Annotated in this window: 14 protein-coding genes; 8 read left to right on the forward strand and 6 right to left on the reverse strand. The window is 71.7% G+C overall.

Annotation, left to right across the window (positions count from 1 at the left end):
* The first annotated feature begins 74 nt into the window (after nt 1-74).
* The 4 genes from AB0J66_RS34690 (at nt 75) to AB0J66_RS34705 (ending at nt 6,744) form a co-directional block, all read left to right on the forward strand.
* The gene (locus AB0J66_RS34690; RefSeq protein ID WP_364669943.1) at nt 75-2,021 is read left to right on the forward strand and encodes a nitrate- and nitrite sensing domain-containing protein; all 1,947 of its coding nucleotides are present in this window, start codon (nt 75-77) and stop codon (nt 2,019-2,021) included.
* A gap of 42 nt (nt 2,022-2,063) precedes the next feature.
* On the forward strand, nt 2,064-3,905 hold the full coding sequence (locus AB0J66_RS34695; RefSeq protein WP_364669946.1) for a GGDEF domain-containing protein: 1,842 nt from the start codon (nt 2,064-2,066) through the stop codon (nt 3,903-3,905).
* A gap of 127 nt (nt 3,906-4,032) precedes the next feature.
* Nucleotides 4,033-5,670 (forward strand): hypothetical protein, encoded by a 1,638-nt coding sequence (locus AB0J66_RS34700; RefSeq protein ID WP_364669949.1) that lies wholly within the window; start codon nt 4,033-4,035, stop codon nt 5,668-5,670.
* A 15-nt stretch (nt 5,671-5,685) separates the two neighbouring features.
* Entirely contained in the window at nt 5,686-6,744 is a 1,059-nt protein-coding gene (locus AB0J66_RS34705) for a hypothetical protein (protein WP_364669952.1), read from the forward strand.
* On the opposite strand, the gene AB0J66_RS34710 is transcribed toward AB0J66_RS34705, so the two are convergent.
* A complete protein-coding gene (locus AB0J66_RS34710; RefSeq protein ID WP_364669955.1) occupies nt 6,708-7,487 on the reverse strand; it encodes a class I SAM-dependent methyltransferase in 780 nt (259 codons plus the stop codon). The two genes, AB0J66_RS34705 and AB0J66_RS34710, sit on opposite strands and share 37 nt — an antisense overlap.
* A 297-nt stretch (nt 7,488-7,784) precedes the next feature.
* Here AB0J66_RS34710 and AB0J66_RS34715 point away from each other — a divergent pair, with 297 nt between their 5' ends.
* Nucleotides 7,785-8,672 carry a fructose bisphosphate aldolase gene (locus AB0J66_RS34715; protein ID WP_364669958.1) on the forward strand — a complete coding sequence of 296 codons (888 nt, stop codon included), beginning with the start codon at nt 7,785-7,787 and terminating at the stop codon, nt 8,670-8,672.
* Nucleotides 8,673-8,785: 113 nt separating this feature from the next.
* Nucleotides 8,786-8,962: a hypothetical protein gene (locus tag AB0J66_RS34720; RefSeq protein WP_364669961.1), complete on the forward strand. Its 177-nt coding sequence runs from the start codon at nt 8,786-8,788 to the stop codon at nt 8,960-8,962.
* Between the two features lie 27 nt (nt 8,963-8,989).
* Here the strand turns inward: AB0J66_RS34720 and AB0J66_RS34725 are convergent, their stop codons facing one another.
* Nucleotides 8,990-9,943, reverse strand: a complete 954-nt coding sequence (locus tag AB0J66_RS34725) for a helix-turn-helix domain-containing protein (RefSeq protein ID WP_364669963.1) — start codon at nt 9,941-9,943, stop codon at nt 8,990-8,992.
* Nucleotides 9,944-10,012: 69 nt separating this feature from the next.
* Between AB0J66_RS34725 and AB0J66_RS34730 the strand changes: the two genes are divergently transcribed.
* Nucleotides 10,013-10,903, forward strand: a complete 891-nt coding sequence (locus tag AB0J66_RS34730) for an EamA family transporter (protein WP_364669966.1) — start codon at nt 10,013-10,015, stop codon at nt 10,901-10,903.
* A gap of 7 nt (nt 10,904-10,910) precedes the next feature.
* Here AB0J66_RS34730 and AB0J66_RS34735 read toward each other — a convergent pair whose 3' ends face one another.
* The 3 genes from AB0J66_RS34735 to AB0J66_RS34745 form a co-directional block, all read right to left on the reverse strand.
* Nucleotides 10,911-11,186: a hypothetical protein gene (locus AB0J66_RS34735; protein WP_364669969.1), complete on the reverse strand. Its 276-nt coding sequence runs from the start codon at nt 11,184-11,186 to the stop codon at nt 10,911-10,913.
* Nucleotides 11,187-11,267: 81 nt separating this feature from the next.
* Nucleotides 11,268-12,380 (reverse strand): phospholipase D-like domain-containing protein, encoded by a 1,113-nt coding sequence (locus AB0J66_RS34740; protein WP_364669971.1) that lies wholly within the window; start codon nt 12,378-12,380, stop codon nt 11,268-11,270.
* Nucleotides 12,381-12,440: 60 nt separating this feature from the next.
* On the reverse strand, nt 12,441-12,689 hold the full coding sequence (locus AB0J66_RS34745; RefSeq protein WP_364669974.1) for a hypothetical protein: 249 nt from the start codon (nt 12,687-12,689) through the stop codon (nt 12,441-12,443).
* Between the two features lie 886 nt (nt 12,690-13,575).
* On the opposite strand from AB0J66_RS34745, the gene AB0J66_RS34750 reads away from it, so the two are divergent.
* Nucleotides 13,576-14,127 carry a GNAT family N-acetyltransferase gene (locus tag AB0J66_RS34750; RefSeq protein ID WP_364669977.1) on the forward strand — a complete coding sequence of 184 codons (552 nt, stop codon included), beginning with the start codon at nt 13,576-13,578 and terminating at the stop codon, nt 14,125-14,127.
* A gap of 58 nt (nt 14,128-14,185) precedes the next feature.
* Here AB0J66_RS34750 and AB0J66_RS34755 read toward each other — a convergent pair whose 3' ends face one another.
* Entirely contained in the window at nt 14,186-16,441 is a 2,256-nt protein-coding gene (locus AB0J66_RS34755) for a bifunctional diguanylate cyclase/phosphodiesterase (RefSeq protein WP_364669979.1), read from the reverse strand.
* Nucleotides 16,442-16,475 lie beyond the last annotated feature (34 nt).

The following is a 16,475-nucleotide window of genomic DNA, read 5'->3' on the forward strand; positions in this document are numbered from 1 at the left end:
GTTCACATCCGAGTTCGTACTCCACAAAGGAACTCGACCGGCCCTGCTCTCTCGTCCTGCCCGATTGAGGTCACATGCGAAGAAAACCGAGGTCCATACGCTCGAAGATCGTTCTCAGCCTGCTGGTGCCGCTGGTCGCGCTGACCAGTCTGTGGGTGGTCGACGTGAAGGCGTCGTTCGCCGATGCGACGGCCTTGCGGGACACGTACAACACGCGGGACAACGTGAGTCTGCCCTGCGATCGGATGGTGGCCGCCCTGCAGGGCGAGCGCACCGAGTCGGTGGAGTTCCTGGCCACGCCGGGCAGCGGCGCCAAGACCCTGCGCGCCCGGCGGGCGGCCACCGACGAGGCGATAGCGCAGTTCCAGGAATTGTCCCGGCGCTACGGCGGGAGCGGGTTCTCCGCCGAGATCACCCGGGCCCGGTTCGCCGACATGGCCGTACGCCTCGAGTCCCTGACCGAGATGCGGGCGCGGGTCGACGCCCGGGACACCACCCTGATCGACGTGCTCAACGGCTACAGCAGCGTCATCGGGTACGCGTTCAGCGTCTCGAACGCCGCCGCGGCCTCCAGCGAGCCGCTGGTGGAGCGGGTCATGCGCACGATGGTGGCCATGCGCCGGGCCGGGGAGCTGCTCTACCAGGAGGACGCCCTGCTGACCGGCGTCACCGCGGCGGGCCGGTTCGGCGACGGGGAGTACCTGCAGCTGATCCAGATCGTCGGGGCGCTGCGGTTCCAGATCCCCACGGCCGGCTCGACCCTGCCCGCGCCGGATCAGGCCCGGTTCAAGGGCATGCTGAGTGGTCCCGCCTTCGCGGCGCTGCGCTCGGCCGAGGACCGGATCATGGGGCAGGGAAGTCGCGGTGGGCCGGTGGAGATCACCAGTGAGGTCTGGAAGGCGACCTCGACGCCGGCCATCGGGCAGCTGTTCGCCTTCCTGGCCGACGGCTACGACCACGCGGTCGAGTTCGCCCGGGACGCCCGGGACCGGATCCTGACCCGCTTCGCCGTCTCCGGCCTGCTCGGCCTGATCGCCATCGTGGTGTCGCTGGTGATCGCCGTACGGATCGGCGGCTCGGTCGTCCGCCGGCTGTCCGTGCTGCGGACGGCGGCCACCGAGCTCGCCCGCCGGCGGCTGCCGGAGTTGGTCCGCCGCCTGCGGGCGGGGGAGCGCATCGACGTGGACGGTGAGACGCCCCGCCTGAGCCTGGGCGACGACGAGATCGCCGAGGTCGGCGCCGCCCTGACCGACGTGCACCAGAGCGCCGTCGAGTCGGCCGCCGGGGAAGCGGCCCTGCGCCAGGACATGAACAAGGTCCTCGTCAACGTGGCCCGGCGCAACCAGGCGCTGCTGGACCGGCAGATCGAGGCCCTCGGCCCGGTCGACGGGGGCGACGCCCGCGCCTACCAGCTGGCCGTCCGGATGCGCCGGCACGCCGAGCACCTGGTCATCCTGGCCGGTTCGGCGCGGAGCCGGCGCGGGCTCGGCCCGGAGTCGCTCGCCACCGTCCTCACCCGGGTGGCCGGCGAGACGGAGCACGCCGAACGGATCGCCATCGGCCCGATCGTGGACGCCGAGGTCCGCGAGAACGCCGTCGCCGACCTCGGTCACCTGGCCGGGGAGCTGCTGGTCAACGCCATCAGTTTTTCGGCGCCGGACACGCGCGTACAGCTGTCGGCCCGGCCGGGCCCGGACGGCATCGTCATCGAGATCGAGGACCACGGGATCGGGATGTCGCCGGCGGCGATCGAGGAGACGAATCGCCGGCTGGCCCAGCCGCGGGAGTTCGACCCGGCCGACAGCGCCCGGCTCGGCCTGTTCGTGGTGGCGACGCTGGCCGCTCAGCACGGGATGGCCGTGACCGTCGGCCCCGCCGCCGGCGGCGGCCTCCGCGCGGTCGCGACCCTCCCCGCGACGCTGGCCGTCCCGGTCGACGGGGCGCCCGAGCCCGCGCCGCCGAGACGGTCCGACGCCTCCCGGCTCGTCGGGATGTCGGGCCGGGCCGGCCGGGGCCGGTGACGGTATCGTCCACTGTCTACGCAGCGGCGCGGAGGGGGCACGATGGCCGTCCTGGGGGTTCTTTCGCCGTTCCTGGGCGGCTGGTACTTCGGTGGTGTGCTCGAGGGCATCGCCGGCGCCGCGGCCGGCGCCGGCGCCACGGTGGTCGCCGTGCAGACGCTCGACGCGGGCACCGATCAACACGAACTGACCGAGCCTCCGCACCCGCCGTACCCGCTGGCCTGGGATCACGCCGCCGGCTTCGTCGTCATCGTGAACGCGGCCAGCGCCAAGTACCTGCACGAGATCCAGGCCACCGGCCGGCCGGTCGTCGTGGTCAGCCACGAGTTCGAGGAGCTGGACTGCCCGACCGTCTTCCCCGACAACCGGGTGGGGGTACGGGCCGCGGTCGAGCACCTGATCGGGCACGGGCACCGGCGGATAGCGTTCGCCGGCTTCCTGGGGGCTCGGGATCAGCAGGAGCGCTGCGACACGTACCGCCGGACCCTGCGCGCCCACGGCATCGAGCCGGACCCGGGGTTGATCTTCGAGGCCGACGACAACCAGGAGGCCGGGGGCGCCGGGGCGGCCCGCGCGATGCTCGCCGCCGGGCTGCCGTCCACCGCCGTCGTGGCCGGCACCGACCTGAACGCGATCGGCATCCTCCGGGTGCTGGCCGAGGCGGGCTGCCGTCTGCCCGAGGACCAGGCCGTCGTGGGTTTCGACGGGCTGCCGGACGCGTCGTTCACCGAGCCGCGGCTGACCACCGTACGGCAGCCGCTGTTCCAGGTCGGCGCCACCGCGGCGCGGGTGTTGCTGGCCGCGATCGACGGCACCGGTGGCCCGCCGGCACGCCACGAGGTCGTGACCGAGCTGATCGTGGGGGAGTCCTGCGGGTGCCCCGGCCCGGCCGGTTCGCTGAAGGCCGAGGGACGGGAGCAGTACCGGGAGCGTGTCCGGCTGCAGCGCTCGCTGAGCAGTCAGTACGACATCAGCCTCGACCTGCTGCGCAGCCACGAGGAGGATCCCCGGCAGCTGGGCTGGTTGCGCCGTACCCCGGTCCGGGCCGGCTGCCTCGGGCTGTGGACGCCCGGCGAGCCGGGTCTCGAGATCGCCGGCCATTTCGACCGTTCCTCGTCCTCACCGCCCACCCCGGTGTCGCGGGTCACGGCCGGTGGTTTCCCGCCGCCGGGCCTTCTGGAGGCGGCCCGCGCCGAGCCCGGCTCGCTGACCTTCGTCGTGCCGGTCCGGGTCGGCGACCGTGACTGGGGACTGCTCGCCACGGTCGACCGGGTGGACCTGCAGGCCGCCACCGGCCGCGAGCCGATCAACCAGTGGGCGGCGCTGCTCACCGTGGCGCTGGACTACCAGGCCGCGCTGCACACCCTCCGCGAGCAGGAGGAACAGCTCCGGGCCAGCGCCCTGCACGACCATCTCACCGGCCTGCCGAACCGGACCCACTTCCTGCAACTGCTGGCCGCCGCGATCGACCGGGGGCCCGGTGTGGCCGTGCTCTTCGCCGACCTCAACGGCTTCAAGCAGATCAACGACACGTACGGCCACGCGGTCGGCGACCAGATCCTGGTGGAGGTCGCCGCCCGCCTGCGGGCCGAGCTGGGCGCCCACGGCACGGCCGCCCGCTTCGGCGGCGACGAGTTCCTGGTCCTGCTGGACACGCGCGACGGCGCTTACACCCCGGAGACCATCGCCCGCCGCTTGCTGTCGGCCCTGAACCGTCCCCATCACCTCGACGGCCGGCAGCTGGTCATCTCAGCCAGCATCGGCGTCGCCCGGGCTCAGCACACCGCCCTGCCCGACGCCGAGGCCCTGGTGCGCCAGGCCGACACCGCCATGTACCGCGCCAAATCCCGCCGGACCGGCGTCGAGGCGGTAGATATTCGGTAGGGCCGCCGAGGACCATCTATCCGATGATCTCCACCTGAGAATGTCAGATTGACAAGAACGGATGAGTGCGCCACGGTGTTCATGTCAGTTAGACATTAAATCGGTCCAGTCGCGAAGGACGGTTCCGATGGCCATCGATACAGTCGAGACCCCGACCTACGACGATCCGCCCACCCCGGACGCCACGCCGTCGGCGCCCACCACCAGCACCGCCACCCGTTACCTGTCCGTCGGCGCCTACGCCGACCCGTACTTCCGCGGGCGGTGCCTGCGCGAGGTCTACCACCAGCCCCGCCGGTTCGTCGCGCCGTCGTACGGCTTCGACCTCGGCGCGGTCCTCTGGCACTGCCTGCGCGCCCGCCGGCTGGCGATCGGGCGTGACGCCGCGATAGTCCTGGCCCTGCTCGTCACCGCGGTGCTCGACTGGCGGGCGCTCGCCGTCGTCGTGGTCGCCCTGATCGCCCTGCGCACGACTCGTACCGCCAAGGACGTGGCCGGCGAGCGTATGCGCCAGTGGCGCGCGGCCACACCAGGCACCCCGATCCGCAGCAACCGGCGCACCCTGATCATCCTCGGCGGTTGGGCGGCGGCCTGGATCGTCCTGTCCACTCTGGCCGCCACCATGGTCCTCCTCGACCCGCAACCCCTTCTCGGGCTGCCCCAGGTCGCCGGCGTGGCGTGGGCCGCCGTCGCTCTGGTGTTCGCGCTGCCGACCTTGTTCTCGCTGTGGCGGGAGAAACGGTCCGAGGAGTTCGCGTCGGACCGGCCGATGCCGGCGACCCGGCTCAACGCCCGGTTGCGCGACATCGAGGGCCAGCAGGGGGCGAACACCGTCATCTACAGCGATTTCGAGCCGTTCATCGGCGCCGGTGACATCTTCAGCAACTGGGGCTTCGCCGTCCGGTTGGTCCGCAAGCAGTCGGACCTGCCCGACGCCGGCCGGCTCACCGAGGGCGAGCGCGAGTTCCGCCGGCCGCCCTTCACCGCGCAGGAGATCGTCGACTACGTCCGGGCCCGTCTGCAGCGGCTCACCACAGGCGAGTCCGAGACGCGCATCCCCGATCTCACGGTCACCGACCGGGTCTTCCTCTCCGCGCGCGAGGAGGGCCACCGATCGCTGACCACCGACCCCGAGCACATGCGCGAGATCATCCGGAATCCCACCCAGCCGGCCCGGCACTACCTGGTCTGTCAGGTCGTCTCCTGGGGCGGCGAGGTCGTCACCACCGTCCACGTGCACATCGCCGTCCAGGGGCGCTCCCTCTACCTGGAAGTGACCACCACCCTGATGGCGCCCTGCAACGAGCGTTACCGCATCGTCGACCTCGAGGGCGGCCGCGGGTCGAAAGCCTGGATCCGCGCGCTCGCCACCGGCCTGCGGGAAACGTCGTCGACCATCACATGGGCGCCCGGGCGGCTGGTCCTGGCCTCGGCCGAGGCGATCGGCCTGCGCAACTCCCGCCGCGGCCGCCGTACGCGCCGTCTCACCGACCGCGGCGCCCAGGTCAGCGTCCGGCAGCTCGGCACCAAGGACAAACTCCGCAACTTCACCCAGGAACAGGACGTCCTCAAGTTCCGCCGGCTGATCGAGAACCGGGTCTACGCCCATGTGCTGGACTTCCTCGACCAGCACGACGTGGACACCACCGAGTACCGCGCCCGCAGCGCCTCGGTCTTCAACGTCGGCATGATCAACCACGGCGAGGCCACGGTCAACGGCGACGTCTCCGGTACGAGCAACCAGACCGCTCCGGCCGAGAGCTGACGAGAGGACCCGCCGATGAGCAGCGTGCACAACACCGGCTTCGTCAACAACGGCAACGGCAATGTCACCATCAACGGCGACGTGGCCGGGACGCTCGACAAGGGCGGGCAGCCGGCCAGTTCGGTGGACGTCCTCATCCTCACCGCGCTCCGCGAGGAGTACGAGGCGGCCAAGGCCGCGGGACCGGCGGCCTGGCAGGAACACGACGGCCGGACGTCCGCGCCGTATCTGACCGGCCGGCACGGCGGGCTCCGCATCGCCCTCGCCCGGGCCACCGGCATGGGCGGCCGCACCATGTCCTCGCTCGCCACCACCCTTGTGCTGCGCCTGCACCCCCGGTGCCTGGCGATGTCCGGCGTCTGCGCCGGCGACCCGGCCACCACGGCGCCGGGCGACGTCGTCGTGGCCGACCCCGCCTACGAGTACGACGAGGGCAAACACACCGGCGGCCGGTTCCTCGGCGATCACCGGCACTACCCGCAGGACACCCGCTGGCTGCGCGCCGTCCAGGAGTTCGGCCCGGCCGGCCTGCCCAGCCACGGCGCGGCCACCGAGGACGAGTCGTTCGTGTGGCTGCTGGAGCGGCTCTACCGCGGGCAGGACGCCCGCAAGCATCCCGCCCGCTCCCGCTACTTCCCGCGCGGCACCTGGAGCACCCGGCTGCACACCCTCGAAGCGGACGGCTTCATCGTCTGGCGCGACAGCGACTGGGCGCTGACCGGCGCGGGCAGCAGAATGATCGAGCGCCTGCTGGCCGACGACGTCGACGGGCCGCAGATCCTGCCCTTCGCCGTGCTGGCCGGCCCGATGGCCAGCGGCAGCGCGGTGATCGAGAATCCGGGCATCTGGGCCCAGCTCAAGAAGATGGGTGAGCGCCGGATCCTGGCGCTCGAGATGGAGGCGGCCACGATCGCCACGGTGGCCCACGACAAGAAGGTCCCGCACTGGCTGGTGGCCAAGGGGGTGATGGACGGCGCCAATCCGGAGAAGGACGACCGGTTCAAGCACTTCGCCGCCCGCGCGTCGGCCGAGGTGCTCTACGCCCTGCTCACCGAGGTGCTGTCCGGGCCGTAGCCCGGCCCGGCGGGGACGCGGGCGGTGAGCAGCACCATGCCCGTGGTCTCGTAGCCCTCGCCGATGTCGGCCGAGTCGACGCGGTCGATCGTCAGCTCGTCCGTCAGCGGCGCGAAGACGTCCCGTACGGTCGCCGTGTCGACGGGGAAGCCGGGCCAGTGCGGGCCGTCGGCGATCCGGTAGCGGCCCATGTTCTCCATGAAGGCGGCGATCAGCCGGCCACCCGGGCGCACGGCGCGGACGAAGGCCCGGCAGAGCTCGTGGAACTCGTCCGGGCTCTCGGTGGCGCTCTCGGCCACGAAGTGCATCGAGGCCAGGTCGTACGCGCCGGCCGGCAGCTCCTGGGCGCGGCCGCGGCTCACCCGCACGCGGGCCAGCGCCTCACCCAGGGTGGGCGGCAGCGCCGGCTGCAGCTCGCGGCAGCGGCGGTAGAAGACCTGCCAGCTCGGCTCCGGGCCGTCCTGCACCTGCCGCCGGAGGTACGCGACGCTGGCCGCGCTCGGCTCCACGACCTCGATCTCGCGCACGGCCGACGCGGCCACCATCAGCGGGTACAGGTTGGGACCGCCGCCCAGCTCCAGCGACCGCCCGAAGTGGCCGGCCGGAAACCGCCGGTAGAACGCGGAGTGATGGACCAGCACCGCGTCGTCGTCGGGGCGTACCTCCCGGTAGATCTCGTCCAGGTAGGCCGGCACCGGCCACTGGTCCCAGTCGACGTCCTGATTGCGCCACGGCGAGCCCATGCCCCGATCATGCGCCGCCCGCCCCCGAGCGGCACGCCGGGGACAGGCGGTCAGGCCGCGAGGGCGCGGGCCTGACCGCCGCAGCTCGGCCCGCTCGGCGGCCGGGATCGGCCCCACGCCTTGCCAGGTGACCAAGGTGGTCCGGTTGTCGCTGATCAGCGAGATCAGGCTCGCCGGCGCGCCGAACTCGGCGAGTCATGCCGCGAAACCAGCAAGACATCGTGAATCGCCGATGAAGTGGGGAGGGCGACAGGCTCGACCCGGGCGGTCCGGGCGAGGCGGTGGCACGATCGGGAGATGGATCAGGAGCAGCTGGCGAAGGTCGGGTCGGGAGTCGGGTTTCTCGCGGCGCTGGATCAGAGCGGGGGCAGCACCCCGAAGGCGCTCGAGCAGTACGGGGTGCCGTCGTCGGCCTGGTCCGGGGACGAGCAGATGTTCGATCTCATGCATGAGTTCCGCTCGCGGATCATCACGGCGCCGGCGTTCGGGGGTGATCGGGTTCTGGGCGCGATCCTGTTCGAGCAGACCATGGAGCGGGACGTCGACGGGGTGCCCGTGCCCGCGTACCTCTGGGGGCGCAAGCAGGTCGTGCCGTTCGTGAAAGTCGACGAGGGCCTGGCCGAGGAGAAGGACGGCGTGCGGCTGATGAAGCCGTTCACCCGGCTGGACGGGCTGCTCGAGCGGGCCGCGGCCCGGGGTGTGTTCGGTACGAAGATGCGGTCCTTCATCGCCGGCGCCGACAAAGGTGGCATCGGGGCGGTGCTGGACCAGCAGTTCGACTACGCCGTACGGATCCTCGCGGCCGGCCTGGTGCCGATCATCGAGCCGGAGGTCGACATCCGCAGCGCGGACAAGGCGGCGGCCGAGAAGCTGCTGCTGGCGGGCATCGTCGAGCGGCTCGGGGCCGTGCCCGACGGGCGGCAGGTGATGCTCAAGCTGTCGATTCCGAGCCAGGACGACTTCTACGCCGGGCTGATCGCCGAGCCCAAGGTGCTGCGGGTCGTCGCGCTCTCCGGCGGCTACACCCAGCGGGAGGCCGACGAGCGGCTGGCCCGCAACCACGGGCTGATCGCCAGCTTCTCCCGCGCCCTGACCCAGGACCTGCGGCACGACCAGAGCGACGCCGAATTCAACCAGATCCTCGACACCGCGATCACCGACATCTACCGAGCGTCATCCTCCTGACGCTCCGGTGATCCAGGTCACCCGTTCGGGTATGTCCGCCATCGGCGTTTCGGCTGATGTCACCAAGAGTTCGATCAAGCATCATGGTCCGATCTGAAACAGAAAGTGTGACCATGTTCAGGACAATTGACGCCGACTCCCGCTCGGCCACCGCGAACGAAATCGCCGCCCGCCTGCGCGCCCAGTACGTAGCCAGCGGCGACCGCGCCTACCTGCACGCCGCGGCCATCGCCCTCGGCCAGACGGCGCCGGGTGAGCCCCTCCGGCCGGAGCCGCAGCCGATCGGCTGACGGCGGGCCGACCTTTTCGGAGCTGGGTCAGCGGGCGCGGAAGGCGGCCCGGTAGGCCTCCGGGGTGACCCCGCGGGCCCGGCGGAAGTGGCGCTGCAGGGTGTCGGCGCTGCCGAAGCCGCAGCGGCGGGCGACCGCGGCGATCGTGCCGTCGGCGCGTTCCAGCAGGTGCTCGGCGTGGCGGACGCGCTGCTCACGGACCCAGGCGGCGGGCGTCGCGCCGGTCGCGGCCGTGAAGTGGCGGATGAAGGTACGCGGTGACATCGCGGCCCGGACGGCCAGGGCGGCCACCGACAGGTCGGCGTCCAGGTGGTCGGTGGCCCAGTCGAGCAGCTCGGCCAGGGTGGGTCCCGGGTCGGGCGGGGTGACCGGGCGCCGGGAGAACTGGGCCTGGCCGCCGCTGCGGTGGGCCGGGACGACCATCTCGCGGGCGACCCGGTTGGCGATGTCGGCCCCGTGGTCGCGGCGGATCAGGTGCAGGCACAGGTCGATGGCGGCCGAGGCGCCGGCGCTGGTGGCGATCGGGCCGTCCACCACGTAGATCCGGTCGGGGTCGACCGTCACCTGCGGGAAGCGGGTGGCCAGGTCGTCGGCGTACGCCCAATGGGTGGTGGCCGCACGGCCGTCGAGCAGGCCGGCCGCGGCCAGCGTGAACGCGCCCGTGCAGAGAGCGGCCACGGTCGCTCCCCGGTCGGCGGCCCGGCGCAGGGCCGACACCAGCTCCTCCGCGGGCGGCGGCAGCGGCGGGGCGGCCCCGGTCACGATGACCAGGTCGGCCCGGTCGAGGCGGTCGAAACCGGCCGTCGGCGTCATGACGAAGCCGCTCGACGTGCGCATCGGCCCGGGCGTGGCCGCGCACACCTCGTACCGGTAGCGGGGGAGCGCCGGATCGACCCGGGGCAGGCCGAAGATCTCGCTGGCGATGCCGAGCTCGAACGCGGGCACCGGCTCGGCCACGACCACGGCGACGTCGACCGTCATGACCCCAGCATGGCACGAACTGCGGCATCCATGGCAAATCTGCCAAGCCGCAGGGGGTACGGAACAGTTATGACCTTCGCCGGACCACTGCTGATCGTTTACGTCGTCTGGGGCTCCACCTACCTCGCGCAGAAGATCGGCCTGGAGGGTGTGCCGCCGCTGACCATGAACGCGGTGCGTTTCCTCATGGCCGGAGCCTTGCTGTACGCATACTGCCGGTACCGCCGTCTGCCCAGTCCGGATCGCGCTCAGTGGCGTACCGGCGCGATCCTGGGTCTCCTGCTGCCCGCCGCCGGCACCGGCGGGGCCGCGTGGGCCGAGCAGTGGCTGTCCTCCGGCATCACGGCGTTGTTCCTGGCCAGCATCCCGCTGTGGATCGTGCTCGGCCGGCGGGTCTTCGACGGCGAGAAGGTGACCTGGCCGGTCGCGCTGGGCCTGGCCGCCGGTTTCGCCGGCGTGACCATGCTGGCCCGGCCGCACGGTGGCGGCGACGCCGTGGCCATCGTGGTCGCGCTCGCCGGCGCGCTGTGCTGGGGCCTGGGCACGGTTTACGCCGGCCATGCCCCGCGGCCGCGGTCGGCGCTGATGGGCAGCGCGGCCCAGATGCTGTGCGCCGGCGCGATCCTGACCGTGGTGTCCGGCGCCACCGGCGAATGGTCGCGCATCGAGGTGACCGGCCGGGCCGCCCTGGCGATCGGCTACCTGATCGTCTTCGGCAGCCTGGTCGCCTTCACGGCGTACACCTGGCTCCTCGAGCATGTCGAGCCGCGCATCGCCGGCACCTACGCCTTCGTGAACCCGGTCGTGGCCGTGTTCCTGGGCTGGTGGGTGCTCGGCGAGCCCTTGACCGTACGGACGCTGCTGGCCACGGCCGTCATCGCGGCGGGGGTGGCGCTGATCGTGCTGGCGCCCGAGAACAAGGCATCCGAGCCCAAGCCGGAGTTGGCCCGCGCCCGGTGACGGCTGGTCACGCGTGGGGCGCGGCCGGGTACTGCGGGGTCTGGGCGGCGAGGGCGGCCATCTGCTGGCGGTACCACACGGCGGGGATGTCGCCGGCCAGGAACGCCGCCTCGACCAGCCGCTGCTGGCGTTCGGCCTCGGTCTCGGTGTCGAGCTCGCCGGGATCGACGGCGCGGCCGGTCGTGGCCGGCCGCCGGTCGGTGCGGCGGCGGCGCAACACGAAGACGGCGAGCCCGAGCGTCAGCAGGAGCACCGCGGCCGCGGAAAGCATGATCACAATCATGATTCCTCCCCTCCGCGCGCAGCGGTACCCCGATTCTCCTCTCAGGACGCGTGCAGGCAGTGCCAACTTCGGGTCCGGCGTTCAAGGCTTGGGGGCGACCGGACGGCCGAGGGCCGTGATGATGCGGTTGATCTCGGTCAGGGCGTAGGCGGCCAGGGAACGCTGGGCCTGCTCGGCGTCGTGGTCGGTCTCCTCGAGGTCGCCGAGGACGACGATGTTCTCGTCGTTGAGGGTGGCGGCCGGCGCCGTGTAGTTGAAGCTGCCCGCGATGACCAGGCGCTGGTCGATCACCATCAGCTTGTGGTGGATCTTGCGAACACCGGTGCCGGGCGTGTTCTCGTACAGCTCGGCCCCGGCCTTGAGAAGTGGCTGCGTGGCCGCCCAAGCCTGGCTGCCCTGGGCGCGGTCGAGCACGCCGCGCACCGGGACGTCGGCCTTCAGCAGCCAGGCCATGGTGTCGTCGATGCCGGACGACTGGGCGAAGGTGAACATCGCGAAGTCGACCCGCTCCCGCGCCTTCAGCATCTGCTTCATGATCTCCATCTCGGGCCCCTGATGCGGCGCGAAGATGGGCTTGACCCGGATCTTCCCGAGCCGGAACTCGGCCGGCCGCGGCTCCCGGCGCTCCCGCAGCTCGCCGAACGTGCCGCTGCGCAGCCGCTCGAACTCGCGCTGATAAAGCCCGGCCGCCGTACGCCCGTGCAGCACGACGAGATGGTTCAGGTTGTTGCCCGACTTGGCCGGCGCCCCCGGCGGATTGGTGCCGGTGTCGGTCAACGTGAAATTCGTCGACCCGGTCAGCACGGCCGCGGTCGGCTCGCCCGGATCCCGCACGATGAACTTCTGGTGGAAGATCTTCGGGTTGAGGTCGGTGATCAGGTCGACGCCTCCGCGCAGCAGCGCCGCGTGGATGACCCGGTTGAACTCGTTGTCCCCGGCCAGACTCCACGGATCGGCCGCCGGCGGATCCTCCAGCAGGTAGTCGCCCTCGAGCACCATCTGCACGCGCACCTTCTGCGCCTTGGCGGCCAGGATCTCCTCGGCGATCACCCGCGAGTCCAGCTCCTGCACCGCGATGAGCAGCGACGTGGTCGCGCCCCCGATGAACTCCCGGATCACCTTATCCAGGTCGTCCGGCCCACCGAGCACGGGCGGCCCGGCATAGAACTCGACACTGCCCAGATCAATCCCCATGGAGCGAGTCTTCTCGCCGCGCCCCTCACTCGCAGTCACCTCGCCGACTCGCGGGGTCGATCAGAGGTTGAGCTCCGCCAGCTCGTCCGGCGTCAGACCCTCGATCATGACCGCCTTCATCCCTTCGTGATACGCCTCCGGCGTGATGTGGCCGGCTTGAAGCGCCTCGGTCAGCTCGACGATCCGGGCAACTGGCGAGCCGGGCGGGGGAGGACCGGCCACGACCTGCATGCCGGTCATCCGCTCCATGAAGCGCAGCGTTGTCAGCTGCTTCTCGTTCAGCCCCTCGTACGGGCCCGGCGTCGTCATGTGGTTGACCATAGCGAGCCTTCGACGGAGCGACGTGCCAGGTGGTCCCGGCAACGCTGGTCGCAGTGGGCCGGAGCGGCTCCTGGCTCACGGTCGGTAAACAGCGGCGGTCAGCAGCAGTGGGGTGGCCGTCTGGCATTCGGCGGTAGCCGGCCTCGTGCCCGCTCGCTCCGGCCGACCGCCATTCCGGCCTTTCTGCTGTGGCGCGACCAGCTTTGTTCGCGAATGGTAACTCGACTTGATCGCGCGAGCCGAAAAACGGAATTGGGCCAGGTTGGCATGATCCAATACTGATACCGCTCGTTCGGGTGCGGGACAATTTATGGATGCGACGGCAGATGTCATTGTTCGGTCGGGCGAAATCCGGCGTGCTATGAAGAAGTGCCGAGACTGGGGATTGGCGCAACGGTACGCCGAGAAGCAGCGCCGCATGTATGGATCCGTGGAGGCGGCCCGGGCCGAGTTCGCCCGGTGCGTCCGCGAGCGGCGCATGCCCCAGCCTCCGGCCGGCCGGTGGCTCGGACGCTGTGGCGATCACGCCTGACCCCGGCCCAGCCGCTTGATCAAGTGGAGCGGGCCGGTTCGGAGGTGCGGCCCGCCGCCGCGCTATCGGCCATTCAGTGGAGGCGGCCCGGCCTCGCCGGCACGTAAAGAGAATCAACGGGGTCGGCTCGCTGTGCCCGATCACACCACCAAAAACGCACCCCAATCCTGTCCCGCGCCGGCGGGCACGCATCCTCGAACGGGTCCGCGCAAACAATTACGTAGAGAGAAACGTCAGCCACGGGCTCGGCGTATTCAATTCGGGACGACGGTGCGCTCGATCGGGACCTACCATCAAAGCCGTGTCAGGCGCTTTGGGTTGCGATGGCGGAAGAAGGCGTTCATGGTTGAGGCTCTAATGGTGGGGCCGGCGCAGTCGTGGCCGGCTCTTCTGTTGCGGGAGTGGCGGTATGACGACGTGGCGGCGTTGGTCCGGATGGGGTCCGATGACGCGTTGCGCCGGTGGACCAGCTTTCCGGCCGGGTCCGAGGAGGAGATTCGGCGGTGGGTCGGCGCGCAACGTGATGGGCGCGAGGCCGGTGACCGGATCAGTTTCGCGGTGCAGGAGGTGGGTGGCGAGCCGCTCGCTCATGTCGTGCTCAAGCTTGGCCGGGAGGCGGCGGGGGAAGTCGGCTATTGGACGGCGTCGCATGCCCGTGGCCGCAACATCGCCGCGCGGGCGCTCGGCGCGCTGTGCCAATGGGCGGTCGAGCAGTACGACTCGGCTCGTTTGACCCGCCTCGAGTTGATCCATCAGGTGGACAACCATGCGTCCTGCCGGGTCGCGGTGAAGGCTCGCTTCCCGCTGGCCCGGGTTCTCCCGCCTCAGCCGCCGTGGCCGCTGGAAGGGCATCTGCATATTCGTGAGCGCATTGACGTCCTGCACGGCAGCTGAGAAGGGAACCGGCGATGGCGCTAAACGGGCCGGGCGGTGGCGGGCGCTCTGAGCGGGGTCAGGCGGCGGCGGGCTCGGGGCTGGTCAGCAGCTCGGTGATGGCCGACGGGGGCAGGGGGCGGGCGAAGTGGAAGCCCTGGGCGTGGTGGTAGCCGAGCTCGTGCAGCCGCGCGGCCTGGGCGGCGGTTTCGACGCCCTCGGCTACGGTGCGCAGGGCCATGGTGTCGGCGATGCCGGTCAGGGCGGTGACGATGGCCTCCTGCTCGGGGGTGCCGCCGAGGCCGTCGACGAAGGATTTGTCGACCTTGATGGCGTCGACGGGGCAGGTGCGCAGCAGGCCCAGGGACGAGTGGCCGGTGCCGAAGTCGTCCAGGGCGATGCTGACACCCAGGGCGGAGAGGGCCTTCACCGTGGCCAGGGCGCGGCCGCCGCCGAAGACGGCGGTCTCGGTGATCTCGATGGTCAACTGCTTCGGCGGTACGCCGTGACGGGCCAGCGCCGACGCGACGAGCTCCGGGAGCGCGTTGTCGAGGAGCTGGCGGGCCGAGACGTTGACGGCCACCGACCGCAGGCCGGGCCAGGCGGCGGCCTGGGCGCAGGCGGTCTCCAGGATCCAGGCGCCGAGCTCGACGATCAGGCCGGTGTCCTCGGCCACCGGGATGAAATCGACGGGGGAGACGACCTCGCCGGTGGGCCGGGTCCAGCGGACGAGCGACTCGACCCCGTACAACTCGCCGTCGGGAAGCGTGACGATGGGCTGGTAGAGCAGATGGAACTCGCCGTTGGTGAGAGCCCGGCGCAGGTCGGCGGCGATGGTGGCCCGCTGGCGCAGCTCCCGTTCCAGCGAGGCGTCGTAGCGGACGACCCGGCCGCCGGCGGCCTCGCGCAGGGCGATCTCGGCCTGCCGGTAGGAGCCCTCGGCGAGGCCGACCGACACGTCGACGATCATGTCGTGGCCGGCCGCCCGCAGAGGCTCGGCGGTGGCCGCGATCAGACGGTCGACGAAGCGCGAGCCGCCGGGCGACCGGCCGGGAACGTCGGCGGCGGGAGGCGCGTGGTCGGGGATGTCGTCGGCGGGAGGCGCGTGGTCGGGGACGTCGGTGCGGGTGGGCAGCAGGACGCCGAACACGTCGCCGCCGAGGCGGGCGACGACGGCATCCGGACCGGCCAGCGCGGTCAGGCGTACGGCAAAAGCGACGAGCAGGGCGTCGCCCGCCTCCGGGCCGAGACCGTCGTTGATCGCGCGGAACTCGCGCAGGTCGGCCAGGACGACGGTGTGGTCGGCGGTGACCGCCTCGGTGAAGGAGCGGCGGTTGTGCAGGCCGGTGAGGTCGTCGTGGCCGGCCCGGTGGGCCACGGTGTCGAGCAGGGTGGCGTTCTCGGCCAGCGCGATCGCCTGCCGGGCCACCACCAGGAGCAGCAGCAGGGTGGTGCCGGCGACCTGGACCGTGCTGAGGTGGCCGGCGCGCATGTACACGACGGCGAGCTGCACGCTGGTCAGGCCGGTCGCGACCAGCGGCACCGACGTGCCGCGGCGCAGCGCCGACGGGCGGGCGACCCGCGGGGCCCGGCTCTCGGCGGCGAAGGCGCGGGCGGCCAGAACCCCGAAGAGGCCGACGAACGGCAGCACGGCCGCGCTGCCGCTCAGGTGCGGCCACGGCAGCAGCAGGGTCATCAGGACGGTGGAGAGCGGCCCGGCCGCGCCGACCGGGGCCAGCCACCACAGGGCGGCCCGCGGGACGGGACTCTGCCGGGCCGACATGATCTTCACGACGACCACGACGCCGGCCACCCCGATGGCCATCATGGTGATGTTCAGCCACCAGGCCGACATGCTGAGGCCGAACTTCCCGATGAACCAGCCCCGGTACTCGGCGCCGGCGATGCCGGCGGTCACCACGACCACGGCCACGTCGAGCACGGCGGTGGTCAGCTGACGCCAGCTGCGACCCCCGCTCGGCAGCCGGAGCAGGGCCGAGATGGCCAGGAGCGTGCCGACCACGTACAGCACGAGGGTCCTGGCCCCGACCGGCGGCATGCCCGACCAGGTCGTGGACAGGTCGGCGATCTGGCTGAGCGCGGCGGCCAGCACGAAGCCCATGGCCACGGCCAGCCGGCGCCAGAACGTGCGCAGGGTGCCGTCACGGCCGGCGGCAGCGCGGCGGAACGACTCGACGGCCAGCGTGAGCGCCACCACGGCCGGCGCCCACACCAGCAGCCACGGGAACGTGACGTGCGTGCCGGCGGCGATCAACAGGGTCTCGGCCAGGGCCGCGGCGACGGCGACCGGCGTGAACCACGTTCCTCCCCTCATGCCGGGGAGAATCGGCAGCGAGACCCTTAAGTTG

This window comes from Actinoplanes sp. NPDC049598 (assembly GCF_040675435.1).
In the GTDB taxonomy this organism is placed as follows: Bacteria; Actinomycetota; Actinomycetes; order Mycobacteriales; family Micromonosporaceae; genus Actinoplanes.